At 52.6% G+C, this 13,798-nt stretch carries 22 protein-coding genes; all 22 read left to right on the forward strand.

Going from position 1 to position 13,798, the window contains the following annotated elements; all coding sequences use genetic code 11:
- Nucleotides 1-88: 88 nt before the first annotated feature.
- Nucleotides 89-286, forward strand: a complete 198-nt coding sequence (locus ACLH1I_RS02500; RefSeq protein WP_016530206.1) for a Cro/CI family transcriptional regulator — start codon at nucleotides 89-91, stop codon at nucleotides 284-286.
- A 25-nt stretch (nucleotides 287-311) separates the two neighbouring features.
- On the forward strand, nucleotides 312-773 hold the full coding sequence (locus ACLH1I_RS02505) for a YmfL family putative regulatory protein (protein ID WP_000230161.1): 462 nt from the start codon (nucleotides 312-314) through the stop codon (nucleotides 771-773).
- 237 nt (nucleotides 774-1,010) lie between these two features.
- Entirely contained in the window at nucleotides 1,011-1,223 is a 213-nt protein-coding gene (locus ACLH1I_RS02510) for a DUF4222 domain-containing protein (RefSeq protein WP_411302679.1), read from the forward strand.
- Complete coding sequence (locus ACLH1I_RS02515) at nucleotides 1,180-2,094, forward strand: conserved phage C-terminal domain-containing protein (protein WP_411302680.1); 915 nt, start codon at nucleotides 1,180-1,182, stop codon at nucleotides 2,092-2,094. Before ACLH1I_RS02510 ends, ACLH1I_RS02515 begins: the two co-directional genes overlap by 44 nt.
- Nucleotides 2,091-2,900: a DNA adenine methylase gene (locus tag ACLH1I_RS02520; RefSeq protein WP_130940239.1), complete on the forward strand. Its 810-nt coding sequence runs from the start codon at nucleotides 2,091-2,093 to the stop codon at nucleotides 2,898-2,900. The genes ACLH1I_RS02515 and ACLH1I_RS02520 overlap by 4 nt, the downstream gene beginning before the upstream one ends.
- A gap of 9 nt (nucleotides 2,901-2,909) precedes the next feature.
- On the forward strand, nucleotides 2,910-3,287 hold the full coding sequence (locus ACLH1I_RS02525; protein ID WP_004184734.1) for a RusA family crossover junction endodeoxyribonuclease: 378 nt from the start codon (nucleotides 2,910-2,912) through the stop codon (nucleotides 3,285-3,287).
- Between the two features lie 12 nt (nucleotides 3,288-3,299).
- Entirely contained in the window at nucleotides 3,300-4,280 is a 981-nt protein-coding gene (locus ACLH1I_RS02530) for a DUF968 domain-containing protein (protein ID WP_411302681.1), read from the forward strand.
- A 13-nt stretch (nucleotides 4,281-4,293) separates the two neighbouring features.
- A complete protein-coding gene (locus ACLH1I_RS02535) occupies nucleotides 4,294-4,872 on the forward strand; it encodes a DUF1133 family protein (RefSeq protein ID WP_208486891.1) in 579 nt (192 codons plus the stop codon).
- Nucleotides 4,873-5,027: 155 nt separating this feature from the next.
- Nucleotides 5,028-5,414, forward strand: a complete 387-nt coding sequence (locus ACLH1I_RS02540) for a phage holin family protein (RefSeq protein WP_001294159.1) — start codon at nucleotides 5,028-5,030, stop codon at nucleotides 5,412-5,414.
- Nucleotides 5,401-5,682: a phage holin family protein gene (locus ACLH1I_RS02545; protein ID WP_411302682.1), complete on the forward strand. Its 282-nt coding sequence runs from the start codon at nucleotides 5,401-5,403 to the stop codon at nucleotides 5,680-5,682. Before ACLH1I_RS02540 ends, ACLH1I_RS02545 begins: the two co-directional genes overlap by 14 nt.
- Complete coding sequence (locus ACLH1I_RS02550; RefSeq protein WP_208486890.1) at nucleotides 5,682-6,311, forward strand: glycoside hydrolase family 19 protein; 630 nt, start codon at nucleotides 5,682-5,684, stop codon at nucleotides 6,309-6,311. Before ACLH1I_RS02545 ends, ACLH1I_RS02550 begins: the two co-directional genes overlap by 1 nt.
- A gap of 2 nt (nucleotides 6,312-6,313) precedes the next feature.
- Nucleotides 6,314-6,589, forward strand: coding sequence for a hypothetical protein (locus ACLH1I_RS02555; RefSeq protein WP_241505271.1), 276 nt, complete (start codon nucleotides 6,314-6,316; stop codon nucleotides 6,587-6,589).
- Nucleotides 6,540-6,734, forward strand: coding sequence for a hypothetical protein (locus ACLH1I_RS02560; RefSeq protein ID WP_241505270.1), 195 nt, complete (start codon nucleotides 6,540-6,542; stop codon nucleotides 6,732-6,734). Before ACLH1I_RS02555 ends, ACLH1I_RS02560 begins: the two co-directional genes overlap by 50 nt.
- Entirely contained in the window at nucleotides 6,731-7,015 is a 285-nt protein-coding gene (locus ACLH1I_RS02565; RefSeq protein ID WP_191973880.1) for a hypothetical protein, read from the forward strand. The genes ACLH1I_RS02560 and ACLH1I_RS02565 overlap by 4 nt, the downstream gene beginning before the upstream one ends.
- 104 nt (nucleotides 7,016-7,119) lie before the next feature.
- The gene (locus ACLH1I_RS02570) at nucleotides 7,120-7,365 is read left to right on the forward strand and encodes a DUF2560 family protein (protein WP_064824393.1); all 246 of its coding nucleotides are present in this window, start codon (nucleotides 7,120-7,122) and stop codon (nucleotides 7,363-7,365) included.
- 61 nt (nucleotides 7,366-7,426) lie between these two features.
- Nucleotides 7,427-7,777 (forward strand): HNH endonuclease, encoded by a 351-nt coding sequence (locus ACLH1I_RS02575; protein ID WP_021313631.1) that lies wholly within the window; start codon nucleotides 7,427-7,429, stop codon nucleotides 7,775-7,777.
- Between the two features lie 158 nt (nucleotides 7,778-7,935).
- A complete protein-coding gene (locus ACLH1I_RS02580) occupies nucleotides 7,936-8,433 on the forward strand; it encodes a phage terminase small subunit P27 family (protein ID WP_411302683.1) in 498 nt (165 codons plus the stop codon).
- A gap of 3 nt (nucleotides 8,434-8,436) precedes the next feature.
- Nucleotides 8,437-10,188, forward strand: a complete 1,752-nt coding sequence (locus ACLH1I_RS02585; RefSeq protein ID WP_004206689.1) for a terminase large subunit — start codon at nucleotides 8,437-8,439, stop codon at nucleotides 10,186-10,188.
- A 147-nt stretch (nucleotides 10,189-10,335) separates the two neighbouring features.
- Nucleotides 10,336-11,562: a phage portal protein gene (locus ACLH1I_RS02590; protein ID WP_000923127.1), complete on the forward strand. Its 1,227-nt coding sequence runs from the start codon at nucleotides 10,336-10,338 to the stop codon at nucleotides 11,560-11,562.
- Nucleotides 11,555-12,154 (forward strand): HK97 family phage prohead protease, encoded by a 600-nt coding sequence (locus ACLH1I_RS02595; protein WP_000999827.1) that lies wholly within the window; start codon nucleotides 11,555-11,557, stop codon nucleotides 12,152-12,154. The genes ACLH1I_RS02590 and ACLH1I_RS02595 overlap by 8 nt, the downstream gene beginning before the upstream one ends.
- 9 nt (nucleotides 12,155-12,163) lie before the next feature.
- The gene (locus ACLH1I_RS02600) at nucleotides 12,164-13,402 is read left to right on the forward strand and encodes a phage major capsid protein (RefSeq protein WP_004104235.1); all 1,239 of its coding nucleotides are present in this window, start codon (nucleotides 12,164-12,166) and stop codon (nucleotides 13,400-13,402) included.
- A 77-nt stretch (nucleotides 13,403-13,479) separates the two neighbouring features.
- The gene (locus ACLH1I_RS02605) at nucleotides 13,480-13,797 is read left to right on the forward strand and encodes a head-tail connector protein (RefSeq protein ID WP_019705272.1); all 318 of its coding nucleotides are present in this window, start codon (nucleotides 13,480-13,482) and stop codon (nucleotides 13,795-13,797) included.
- Nucleotide 13,798 lies beyond the last annotated feature (1 nt).

Raw genomic sequence — 13,798 nt, forward strand, 5'->3', positions numbered from 1 at the left:
CCAATGTTACATTGATTCCTTGTAACTGTTGTTTGCTATTTAATGTACCTTTTGTTACCTTTAAGGCGTAAGTTAACCAGGAGGAACCATGCGTAAATCAGAAGTTATCGAACACTTCGGAGGCGTATCAAAAACCGCAAGTGTTCTTGGTATTTCCCACCCGGCAGTTTGCCGATGGGGTGAAGTCATCCCTCAAAAACAAGCATTCGTCATCGAACGAATTACGAAAGGCAAGCTGAAGTACGACGCCAGCCTTTACCAAAAGGCTACAGATTCAGCCGCTTGAAAGTAACTACAAAAGGAAAATCAATATGGTAGAGCCAAACCTCAAAGAAGCCGTCAAAGCGATGTGCAAAGCATATCCAGGTGGGCGCGAAGCAATGGCTGGCGCACTGGGAATGACGGTGACGCAGTTTAACAACAACCTTTACGAGAAAAACGGCTGTCGTTTCTTCGAAGTCAGCGAGCTGGAAGCGATGGAAGACATTTCCAACACGTCGTTACTGGCTGATTACTTCGCTCGCCGTCGTGGTGCTCTGCTGGTGGATGTTCCGCACTTGGAAGAGCTGGATCGCGTGGACTTGTTCAGCCGGGCAATGCGTACCTCTGCCGCCAGAGGACAGGTTGATCAGATTATCGAACAGGCACTTGAGGATGGGGTAATCGAAAGACATGAAGCTGAAGAAATCATGGTGCATCACCGCCGCCACCTGGCTGCGCGTGAAGAAGAGATTGCCGCAATTATCACGTTATTTGCACGCAAAAAGAAGTGACGCCAGCGAGTTGCAGCTCCTGGCGTCGTGGCGTGTCGTTATCAGTGGAGATTACTAACGCATGAACAGTTTATCAACACAATACCGCAGGTCGCAACTTGTAGCGCGGCCAGTTCCTGGTGGAGCAGGACCGGTGCAGTTCGTGTATGGGGTAAGAGTACCAGGCGGATTCGAACCTGTCTGCTACCAGTTTGCTCAGTGGGTGGTAGGGGACTTTAACGGCCAGGCAAAGAAAGTATGCGAGAGCTCATTCGATGGTTCAGAGATCACTACGGTGTCCCGGTCAGGGTCATACGCTGGGAGCCCCAAACACAGCGCGTTATATACCTGCGCGAAGGGTATAAGCACGAGTGTTTCAGCCCCCTCGAGCAGTTCAGACGAAAATTCAGGGAAATAGAGGGGTCTTATGAGCCTGTTAATGCCATCAAGGCCGATAGTCATCAATCCTGACCTTGCCTATAGCATCGGCCTGAATGAAGCCATTGCGCTGCAGCAGCTTAACTACTGGCTGCAGGAGACTAACTCAGGGCTGGAGCGTGACGGCGTACGCTGGATCTACAACACGACAGAGCAATGGCTGGAGCAATTCCCGTTCTGGTCTGAATCCACTCTGAAGCGCACCTTCACCCGGCTGAAGAGCCTGGGCGTGCTTAAAGTTGAGCAGCTGAACAAGTCCCAGCGCGACATGACGAACTACTACACGATCAACTACGAGAGCGAGCTTTTAGATGAGGTCAAAGTGACCAAATCGAAGAAGTCAAAATGCGCCGTTCCATCAGGTCAAAATGACACGATGGAAGAGGTCATTGTGAAACGCTCCACCGGGTCAAAACGAACCGCTGTCATCAGGTCAAATTGGCACGATGATCTTACAGAGAATACAACAGAGAGTACTACAGAGATTACAGGTAAAGACTCTTGTCCGGTTGCGCTGCAACCAGACCAGACCGATCCGGCAGATCTCGTTCTGGATCATTTCAATCGGGTAACCAACTCGACCTATGGCAAGGGGGGACGAACCAAAACGACGCTGGGTTATATCCGGGGACGCCTGGCCGAAGATTACAGCCCTGAAGACCTGATGCTGGTGGTTGACTACCTGAACGCGAAATGGGCCCAGGATCCGAAGATGAGCGACTACCTGCGGCCCAAAACGCTGTTTGCTCCTGAGAACTGCGTCGAGTATTTCGACAAGGCCAAAAAATGGGAAGCAGCCGGACGCCCAGCCTGGACTGGAGGAAAGTGGGTTAAACAAGACACGGCGTTCAAGTCCAGTTATTCCGACGTGGATTATTCAGTGCCATCGGGGTTCCGTTCATGAGCAAGCCATTTCTGAAATGGGCAGGTGGAAAGTATACCCAGCTGGCTGACCTGTTCGTGCATATCCCGGCAGGGAAACGCCTGATAGAGCCATTCGTTGGTGGTGGGTCGGTATTCCTGAACAGCGATAAACACGCAGATTATCTGCTGGCGGACGTTAACCCGGACCTGATTAATCTGTATCAGATGTTAGCGATCGTGCCGGATGAAGTGGAATTGAAGGCCCGCTGGATGTTCGAGCACATGCGGTCACCAGAGGGCTATGAGCTGATCCGTTCCGAGTTCAACGCACAGACGCTGGATGCTACTGAACGCGCAGCTGCATTCCTGTATCTCAACCGGCATTGCTTCAATGGCCTGATGCGCTACAACCAGGCGAACAAGTTCAATGTGGGCTGGGGAGGCTACAAGGCCCCGTATTACCCGATGGATGAGATGAAAGCCTTCGCGGCTATGGCGCATAACTGCGTATTCATGACCGCTGACTATCGCCGGACAATCAGCCTGGCCGGGAAAGGGGATGTGGTTTACTGCGATCCGCCTTACGAACCGATGCCTGGAACAACCGGATTCACCGCCTACGCCGCTGGTGGTTTTAACTGGGAGTGCCAGGTAGACCTGGCGAAGCAATGTGTATCTGCCTTTCACCGTGGGGCTCGGGTAGTCATTTCTAACTCATCCGCACCGAAGGTTCTCGACCTGTACCGGGAGCATGGTTTTAACCTGCAATTCATCAATGCGCGCCGTTCGATCTCCTGCAAAAGCAGTACGCGGGAAGTCGCAAAAGACGTTGTAGCGATCCTTTAAGGGGGCTAAATGAAACTGACTTTACCATTTCCACCGAGCGTAAATAGTTACTGGCGCGCCCCGAGCAAGGGACCGCTGAAAGGCAGGCATCTGGTAAGCGAGACAGGGCGCAAGTTCCAGCAGGCAGCGAGAGCGGCGATTATTGAGCAACTGCGGGCCGTTCCCCGGCCATCCTCTGATCTGGCCGAGGTTCACATAGTGTTGTATCCGCCGGATCAGCGCCGTCGGGATATCGATAACTACAACAAAGCGCTGTTCGATGCCCTGACTCTAACAGGCGTCTGGGAAGACGACAGTCAGGTTAAGCGCATGCTGGTGGAGTGGGGGAACATCGTGAAGAAAGGGAAAGTAGAAATCACCATCCGACGTTTTCGTGCAGTTGCCTGACGTGGAGATGATATGAGAGCACTACTAACCCCTGAGATTGCCCCACGCATGGGCGTTGTTCTTCTTCGCCCAGGTGCTGATCTCATGCCGATGTTCAGGAGAGGGCGGGTACTGATTGAGCCTGCACCGGAAAAATACAGCGACTACGCAACCGGCGCCATCCCTCCCGCCACGCAGCCACTGGCAGAAGACCCGGTTTTGAAGCCAGTCTTCGAAAACAAAGACGTCATTCTGCGCGCGGGTGGTATCAGCTCGCTGGAGGCCGAGCTGGAGCGTCGTTTTGAATGCCAGTATCCCCACGGCTCGTGGCACAGCGAAAATTTTACGCTGTTCCGGCATGAGCCTGGCAGCATCCGCCTTTGCTGGGCCTGCGATAACCTGCTGCGTGATCAGTACACAGAGACGCTGGCAGGCATTGCGCGTGAGAACCTGGTATCCTGGCTGATAACGGTCATCCGCTCACAGCTGGGGTTCAACGAAGACCATCAACTGACGATCCCCGAGTTGTGCTGGTGGCTGGTAATAAACAATCTGGCGCACGTCATCCCTGAATCGCTGGCCCGGAAAGCCCTGCGATTGCCGGAAATAAAGCATCAACCAGTGATGAAGGAGAGCGATATTGTGCCGGAGCCAGCGGCGAGTGAAGTGGTGCAGAAAAAGATTCTCGGTCTTCGCATAGATCCTGAAACGCCGGAATCATTCATGCTGCGACCAAAGCGCCGCCGCTGGGTAAACGAGAGCTGGACGCGCTGGGTTAAGTCTCAGCAGTGTGTCTGCTGTAACAAACAAGCAGATGATCCCCATCACCTGATAGGCCACGGACAAGGTGGAATGGGAACAAAAGCGCATGACCTGTTTGTGTTGCCGCTTTGCAGAGCGCATCACGACGAGTTGCACGCTGACACCGTGGCATTTGAGGAGAAGCACGGCTCACAGCTCGAGCTGCTGTTTCGATTTCTGGATCGTTCGCTGGCAATTGGCGTGCTGGCATAGTGGAGAACGCATAATGATTAACCCGTCCGAGGTTGGAAAAGCTGGTGAAATGGTCAGGCTGAAAACGCTGGAGGCCATCTGGATTCAAGGGAAGCTGCGCATGTGGGGCCGCTGGTCTTACATCGGCGGCGGTAGTGGTGGAAATATGTTCAATCAGCTGTTGGCGTCAGGGAAGATAACGAAGACGGCTATAAACGATGCTTTGCGCCGTATGAAAAAATCAGGCATTACCAAGCCAGAGCTGGAAGCGTTCTTTAAGGAAATCCTCAGTGGTAAAAATAAAAGCGGCCTGGCGTTTTGTACTGACGAGGAAGGGTTGATGATTGATTCTGTGCTTAGTGCTCAGCTTGTGCGTTCCGGTAATAAAGCTCTCTATAAGTTAATAAAGGATCGATATGTCTACCGCATGAGTAAGAAGGCGATGGCGAAAGCGCTAAACGAAAAGCATCCAGAATGGTGCTTGCGGACTTGTGAGAGCAGGATCGATGTTTGGCTAAATCTTGCAGAATCGATGCTTTACGCGCCAATGTGTGACGCATTTGGCACAAATGGCGACAGATTTTACTTGAATAGTTGCGCGGAAAGTGCTTGAATTGTGATAGGCTCGGGACGTTAAAGCGAACTGAGCAGCAAAACAAAACATAAACCCGCCACCTGTGCGGGTTTTTACATTTAAGAGGCTGCCAACAGGCGGCCTTTTTTGTTTCCCCTCGCACTGAGAGGATTCACAGCAATAGAGGGGGACCGATGTCCGAACCAATAACCGGCACAGGCTTAGCTGGTGGCGCTTTAACTGGGGCGAGTGTTTACGGGCTATTAACCGGTACAGACTACGGTGTTGTGTTCGGGGCATTTGCTGGTTCCGTCTTTTATATAGCGACAGCGGCCGATTTGAGCGCCCCACGACGGATGGCATATTTCGTTGTGTCCTATATCGCTGGAGTTCTGTGCTCCGGGCTGGTCGGTTCTAAGTTATCCGACCTGACCGGGTACAACGATAAGCCTCTGGATGCAATTGGTGCCGTAATCATTTCGGCATTGGCCGTAAAAATACTCACCTTCCTGAACAATCAGGATATTGGCTCGCTGGTGGCGCTAATAACGCGCCGGGGAGGTTCCGGTGGTACTAAATGATCCAACTGCAACCATCAATGCGCTGTTATGTGCTGATGTCGTTGTTACGTTGATGTTCTATCGCCGCAGAGACTCACGTCATCGTAAGTGGGTGTCGCGGCTGGCATGGCTGATAACAGTGATATACAGCTCTGTGCCGTTGGCGTATCTGTGCGGCATCTATCCCTATTCATCATGGCCCACCATTGCGGCCAATATCATGATCCTTGTTGTGCTGCTGAGCGTAAGAGGCAATGTAGCGCGGCTGGTTGATGCACTGAGGCACTAATGAATCAAACACAATTCCAGAAGGCGGCTGGTATCAGCGCCGGGTTAGCTGCGCGCTGGTATCCGCATATTACAGCGGCGATGAAAGAGTTTGGCATCACTTCCGCTATCGACCAGGCAATGTTCATTGCTCAGTGCGGCCATGAAAGCCTCGGGTTTAACAGGGTAGTGGAGAATTTCAACTACAGCATCGCCGGGCTTGCTGATTTTGTTCGTTACGGCAGGTTAACGCAGGATCAGGCCAATTCCCTCGGGCGCAGCCAGTCGGAAAAAGTGTTACCCCTGGAGCGCCAGCGGGCTATCGCCAACATTGTCTATAGCAAGCGGTTGGGTAACAACAGGGCAACTGATGGCTGGGTTTATCGAGGGCGCGGACTTATTCAAATAACCGGACTGTCTAATTACCGGGACTGCGGTAACGGGCTGAAGGTTGATCTGGTGGCACAGCCAGAATTACTGGAGCAGTCCTTGTACGCGGCCCGTAGTGCAGCGTGGTTCTATGTCTCAAAAGGTTGCTTGAAATATCCGGGTGAGCTTGTCCGGGTCACGCAGATTATCAACGGCGGACAAAACGGGATTAATAATCGGCGCGCTCGTTTCCTGAAAGCAAAATCGGTACTGGTGGTGTGATTATGGGAATCGAAGCAATCGCGGGGCTGGTGGTTGTCATCCTGAGTGCTATCGCTGGCGCGTTCGGCATTGGTCATTCACGCGGGACCAGTAAGGCGGAAGCAAAAGCCGAACAGCAGCGTACCGAAGAAAACGCCGCTGCTACTGTCGCCGCAGCAGAACGCCGTGCTGAAGTCACGAAAGGGGCCAGTGATGTACAGGAAGACGTTAAGCGTATGGGTGATGACGATGTTGATCGCGAGCTGCGCGAGCACTTCATCCGCCCCGGTAGTCGTTGATACGGCCTGCAGCTGGGTACGGATCATCTACCTTACTGACCATGATATCGATGTGCTGGATACGCAGACTAAGCGCGACATCCTGGCGCACAACAAATCTGTGCTGGCCAATTGCCCGCAATCAACCGAAAAGGCTACGAAATGAGTGAAGCAAAACCGCAGGACGGCACCACCGTAAAGGGTTATCGGACCCTTACTGCTGACGATATCGCGCAAATGAATGAGCTGAAAGAAATTAGCCGTGATTTTTGCGAGAAGCTTGATATCGAACGTACTCACCTTTCTCTGGAGGTTGTAGAGGTCAACTCTCAGGAGGCTATCGAGCGTGCTGAAGCGCTGCGTTGTCTCGCCATTGCGCGCACCAAAATGCAGGAAGCCTGTATGTGGGCATGCCGCGCAGTTTCCCGGCCAGATGCTGACTGTTAACCCCACTAAGGGATAAATCAGCCCTCATCCCTACGTGAGGATATTACAGAAGCCACTAACTGAGTGGCTTCGATAATGCTCCCCACATCGCACAGAGGTAAGACATGGCAGAGATCACACCTGCAGAACAGATTCGACTGAATCTGCTTTCCACCCTGAACTACGACACAGCAGCAGCAAAAGAGGCTATTGCGTTCGTTCAGGATAGCCAACTCAAATATCAGCTGTTTATCCAACAGTACAGCCGCGTAACAACTGAATCAGAAGTGGTGGCGCGGACAATCAAAGCAGTTCAGGAATCGACCGAGGCGCTGGCGCTGTTTGATACCGCGGCTGAGCAGGCCAGTTAAGGCATTACAGCAGGCATTCACTGAGTGCCTGTGATAATGCAAATTTCATAAGGACTTAATCATGCCCGCACTAATCCCCCGAGCATGTCGTAAGCGTGGATGCGCAGGCACAACAACCGACCGCTCAGGCTACTGCGAAAAGCACCGCAATGAAGGCTGGCAACAGCATCAACAGGGAAAGAGTCGCCACGAGCGTGGCTACGGTAGCCAGTGGGATATCAGGCGTGCGCGCATCCTGAAACGCGACAACCATTTGTGCCAGAACTGCCTCCGCAGCGGGCGAGCTGTCGCAGCAAAGACGGTTGACCACATCAAGGCCAAGGCTCATGGGGGTACCGATGACGATTCGAACCTCGAAAGCCTGTGTTGGCCCTGCCATCGAACGAAAACCGGGCGCGAACGCATCAAATGATATCGATTCTCATTTGATCCGTGGCAGAGGGGGGGCGGGGTCAAATCCCTGACGGCAAAGGCCAAAAGGACCGCCGCCTAACCTTTTTTCACACCGCCGCAGGTTAGAAAACTTTTTTTTGGGGTCCCCCATCCAATGATTAATAGGAGTTTTCGATTATGCCTGGACCACCGAAAACCCCGACACATCTGGCTTTAGTGAAGGGGAACCCATCCAAGCGCCCGATCAATAAGAACGAGCCAAAACCCCCGTCAGGGGTCCCCCCAATACCGAAACATTTCGATAAACAGGGTAAGTACTGGTTCAAGCGTATTGGTGAGGAACTTGATGCCGTCGGCGTGTTGACCACGCTGGATGCTAAAGCGCTGGAGTTGTTGATAGAAGCCTATGTTGAATACCGGCATCACTGCGACACGCTTGATCGTGAAGGTTACACCTATGCCGTCTACAGCGAAGATGATTCAGACGAAAGAGGGGAGCGGGAAATCAGAATGATCAAACCGCACCCTGCAGCAGTCATGAAGGCTGACGCGTGGAAACGGATCAGAGCGATGCTGAGCGAATTCGGCATGACACCTGCCAGCCGATCAAAGGTTGGTGCAAAAGGCCCGGCAGAAGCCGACCCACTGGAAGAATTTCTTAAAAAGCGCAAATGATGAATGGCAACCGTTGCAGATGGATTCCGCTACGCCGAGCGCGTGGTATCTGGCGATATCGTTGCTGGCGAACTGGTGCGTCTTGCGTGCCAGCGGTTCTTTCATGATTTAGAGCACGGCCCGGAGCGCGGTGTTTATTTTGATGAAGGCCGCGCCCAGCACGTTCTCGATTTTTATAACTTCGTCCCCCATGTGAAGGGGCACTTGACCGGCAAGCCGATCGAGTTGATGGACTGGCACACCTTCATCCTGATTAACCTTTTCGGGTTTGTCGTCCCGCTGATAGATGAAATAACGTTTGAGAGCATTCTTGACGACGATGGCGACCCCATGTTTGTGCGTCGCTTTCGTACCGCCTATGACGAAGTAGCGCGTAAAAATGCAAAATCAACGCTTTCGTCTGGCATCGGGCTTTATATGACTGGTGCCGACGGTGAGGGTGGTTCTGAGGTTTATTCCGCAGCAACAACCAGGGACCAGGCCCGCATCGTGTTTGATGATGCGAAGCGCATGATTAAGCTGGCTCCTAAAACACTGGGCCGGTTGTTTGGTAGTAACAAGCTGAATATTCACCAGGAGCGGACGGGCTCAAAATTCGAACCTGTAGCCAGTGATGCGAATAACCTCGACGGCCTTAATATTCACTGCGGGATCGTTGATGAGCTGCACGCACATAAAACCCGTGACGTCTGGGAAGTTCTGGAAACAGCGACCGGTGCGCGCCTGCAGTCCCTTATTTTTGCAATCACCACTGCGGGTTTTAATAAGGAAGGTATCTGCTACGAGCAACGTGATTATGCAATCAAGGTTCTGAAGAACTTTGATAACCCTGACCCGCTTTCAATTAAGGATGACAGCTATTTTGCGCTGATTTATACCCTGGATGAGGGGGACGATCCTTTCGACGAGGCAAACTGGCCGAAAGCAAATCCCGGCCTGGGGATATGTAAGCGTTGGGACGATATGCGCCGTCTGGCTAAAAAGGCGAAAGAGCAGGTGGCGGCGCGTGTCGGTTTTTTTACCAAGCATCTCAATATCTGGGTGCAAGGTGAAAAAGCATGGATGGATATGGCGCGCTGGGAAAAATGCCGTGACGACTGGGACGACTCCACTTCGGCCAACTGGTCAATGTGGCTCGGCGTTGACCTTTCCAACAAAATTGATATTTCAGCTGCAGTTAAAGTCTGGCTTGCTCCAAATGGCGATGTTTATGTCCGCTCCAGATTCTGGATACCTGAAGGTCGGCTGGAAGCCTGTTCCAAGCAGCAGGCGGACCTTTACAGAAAATGGAATCTCGCTGGATTCCTTGAGTTTACCGATGGCGATGTCGTTGACCATGCAGTAATTAAAGAGGAAACGATCGAATGGGCGCGAGGTGACTCGCTGAACGAGTTTGCATACGACCCGTGGAGTGCCACTCAGTTTGCTTTGTCGGTAGCAGCTGAAGGTGTACCAATTGTTGAAGTCCCTCAGACGGTTAAAAACCTGTCTGAAGCAATGAAGGAAGTCGAGGCGAAAATTTACGCCGGGCGTTTTCATCACGATGGCAATCCAGTGATGACATGGATGATGTCAAACGTCACCGTCAAACCAGACAAAAACGAGAATATTTTCCCCAACAAGGCCACGCCTGAAAACAAAATTGACGGTCCTGTCGCGATGTTTATTGCGATGAGTCGCCTGCTTGTTAACGGTGGTGGTGAAGTTGACTTCCTGTCCACTATCGATCCTGACGAAGACCTTTTACTTCTATGAAAACTCTAATCACTGATGTTATCGGGCTTACCGGGTTCGGTTCGCTTGCTGCAGGCGTTTATCTCCAGTTCGGGCTGGCGATGTCTCTGATGATGTCGGGAACCCTGCTACTCATTTATGCGCTGTTAGCGGCAATGAGGGGGAATAATGCTGCTTGATGCTCTTTTTCGCAGTGAACCACTGGAAAACCCGGCTACTCCGATCACGAGTGAATCGGCAGAAACCGATAACGTGTTTGCCCGAGATGTATTTGTCAGCCCGCAAACGGCGATGAAGCTGGCTGCGGTGTATGCCTGTATTTACGTTATCTCTTCGAATATCGCTCAGATGCCACTGCATGTTATGCGGAAAACCAATAACAAGGTTGAAGCTGCCCGCGATCACCCTGTGTTTTACCTGGTTCACGATGAGCCGAATATGTGGCAGACAAGCTATAAATGGCGTGAGTTAAAACAGCGTCATATTTTGGGCTGGGGGAATGGTTACACCTGGGTGAAGCGTTCCCGTCGTGGTGAAGTTTCCGGGCTGGAATGCTGCATGCCCTGGGAAACGACACTGCTTAACACGGGTGGTCGGTATACCTATGGCGTTTACAACGAAGAGGGGGCGTTTGCCGTCAATCCCGACGATATGGTGCATATCCGGGCGCTGGGTAACAACCAGAAAATGGGGCTTAGCCCAATCATGCAGCATGCCGAGACGATAGGCATGGGGATGAGCGGGCAGGCTTATACCAGTTCATTCTTCAACGGTAATGCGCGACCCGCTGGCATTATTTCGGTGAAAAGCCAGTTGAATGAAGAAAGCTGGGGGCGTTTAAAAAGCATGTGGCAAAAAGCTACAGCTGCTTTGCGCAGCCAGGAGAATAAAACAATGCTTCTCCCGGCAGAGCTGGATTACAAAGCGCTCACCGTTTCCCCGGTTGATGCCCAGATCATTGATATGTCGAAGCTGAATCGGTCGATGATTGCCGGGATATTTAATGTACCGGCGCACATGATTAACGATCTCGAAAAAGCCACTTTCTCAAATATTACGCAACAGGCCATTCAGTTTGTCCGCTACACGATCATGCCGTGGGTAACGAACTGGGAACAGGAACTCAATCGCCGCCTGTTCACCCGTGCTGAACTGGCCGCCGGGTATTACGTCAGGTTTAACCTGACAGGCCTGCTACGCGGGACCCCACAGGAACGTGCTCAGTTCTACCACTTTGCGATCACTGATGGCTGGATGAGCCGCAATGAAGCGCGAGCCTTCGAAGACATGAATCCGGTAGATGGCCTGGATGAAATGCTGGTGAGTGTTAACGCCGCGAACCCCGCAGACGATTTTAAGGCACCTAAAACCGACGAGGAAAAGCCCAATGAATGACCGTGAAACGCGCTGCTACAGCGGGGAGGTCAGAGCCGAGCAACGCACCGATGAACCTACCCGCATTCTGGGCTATGGCTCGGTGTTCAACAGCCGTTCTGAACCCCTGTGGGGATTCCGTGAAATCATCAAGCCCGGAGCATTTGACGATGTGCTGAATGATGATGTTCGCGGGCTGTTTAACCATGACCCCAACTTTATTCTGGGACGGAGCGCTGCCGGGACGCTATCCCTGTCTGTCGATGAGCGCGGCCTGCGTTACGACATTACAGCGCCGGATACGCAAACTATCCGCGATCTGGTGCTGGCGCCGATGATGCGCGGTGACATTAACCAGTCATCTTTTGCCTTCCGGGTATCCCATGACGGTGAAAATTGGTACCAGGACGATGAAGGGATCGTTATTCGTGAAATATCGAAGTTTTCCCGGCTGTTTGATGTCAGTCCGGTGACTTATCCCGCATATCAGGAGGCCGACTCCGGCGTCCGATCGATGAAAGCCTGGCAGGAGGCGCGCGACAGCGGTGCGCTAAAGAACGCCATTAATCAACGAATGGCGCGTGAGCGCCTGCTGACCCTTCTTAACGCGTAAGGAAAAATCATGAAACTGCATGAAATGAAGCAAAAACGTAACATCATCGCCAAAGATATGCGTGCCCTGCATGACAAAATTGGCGATACACCCTGGACCGATGAGCAGCGTACTCAGTGGAACGCTGCAAAATCGGAGCTTGACGCTCTTGATGAGCGTATTGCACGCGAAGAGGAACTGCGCCGCCAGGATCAGGACTATATCCACGAAAACGAGCCGGAACAGCGCCAGCAGCAGAATCGTGATCCAGCAAACCCGGAAGCACAGGCTAACGAACGCCGTGCTGCGGCGTTTAATGCGTTTTTGCGCCGTGGTCTTGGCGAGATGAGCGCTGAAGAACGCCAGGCTTTAAAGGAGCTGCGTGCTCAGGGCACGACGCCGGATGAAAAAGGGGGTTACACCGTACCAACCCAGTTCCGAAATAAGATCGTCGAAGCACTGAAAGATTACGGTGGAATTGCCAGTGTGGCGCAAATTCTGAATACCGCCAACGGCCAGGACATTGACTGGGCAACCTCTGACGGTACTACTGAAGAAGGTGAACTGCTGGGCGAAAACACTGAAACCAGTGAAGAAGACGTGTCTTTCGGCGGTGCAACGCTGGGGGCTAAAAAACTGTCCTCTAAAATCATTCGCGTATCCAATGAACTGCTCCAGGACAGCGGCGTAGATATCGAGGCGTTCCTGGCCGCGCGTATCGCCACTCGCATCGGACGTGGTGAAGCGAAGTATCTGGTATTAGGGACCGGCACCGGCACCCCGCTGCAGCCTAAAGGGTTGGCTGCGTCGGTAACTGGCACCAAAAATACCGCAGCAGCGACCACCTTTACCTGGAAAGAGCTGAACGCACTGAAGCACTCTGTCGACCCGGCATACCGTAACGGTCCAAAGGTGCGCTGGGCCTTTAACGATGCAACGTTGCAGCTGGTGGAGGAAATGGAGGACGGACAGGGCCGCCCGCTCTGGTTACCGAACATTATCGGTGGCGCACCTGCCACTGTTCTGCAGGTGCCGTATGTCGTTGACCAGGCTATTCCTGATATCGCGGCTGGTGCCAAATTTGCCTACTTCGGCGATTTTAACCGCTTTATCGTTCGTCGCGTCACTTACATGACGCTGAAACGACTGGTTGAGCGCTACGCAGAGTACGATCAGACTGGCTTCCTGGCCTTCCACCGCTTCGACTGCGTACTGGAAGATACTGGCGCGATTAAGGCGCTGGTGGGTAAACCGGCATCTGGCGGCTAAGGCAACAATCAGCTTCAACCTCCACCGCTCCGGCGGTTTTTTTATGCCCGCAGTTCGCTGCGGGCCAGGGAAAATATATGAGCACAACGATTGAGAAGTTACGGGCTCAGTGCCGGATTGATATCGACGACACCACGGAAGATGAGGTGCTTACGCTCTATTATGGTGCTGCGCGCCGAAAGGCGGAGAACTTCATCAACCGCCATCTTTATGAAGACGAAGTGCCGGAAACTGATCCTGACGGGCTGGTGATTGCTGACGACATTCTCCTGGCGTTGATGCTGCTTGTCGGGCACTGGTATGAAAACAGAGAAGAGTCGTCAGACGCAGCAAAAACCAGCATCCCATTTGGCTTTACATCACTGATAGAGCCGTACCGCTATATTCCGCTCTAGG

It is taken from the genome of Klebsiella sp. 1SOBk10mer, from assembly GCF_046602535.1.
GTDB classification, from domain to species: Bacteria; Pseudomonadota; Gammaproteobacteria; order Enterobacterales; family Enterobacteriaceae; genus Klebsiella; species Klebsiella quasipneumoniae.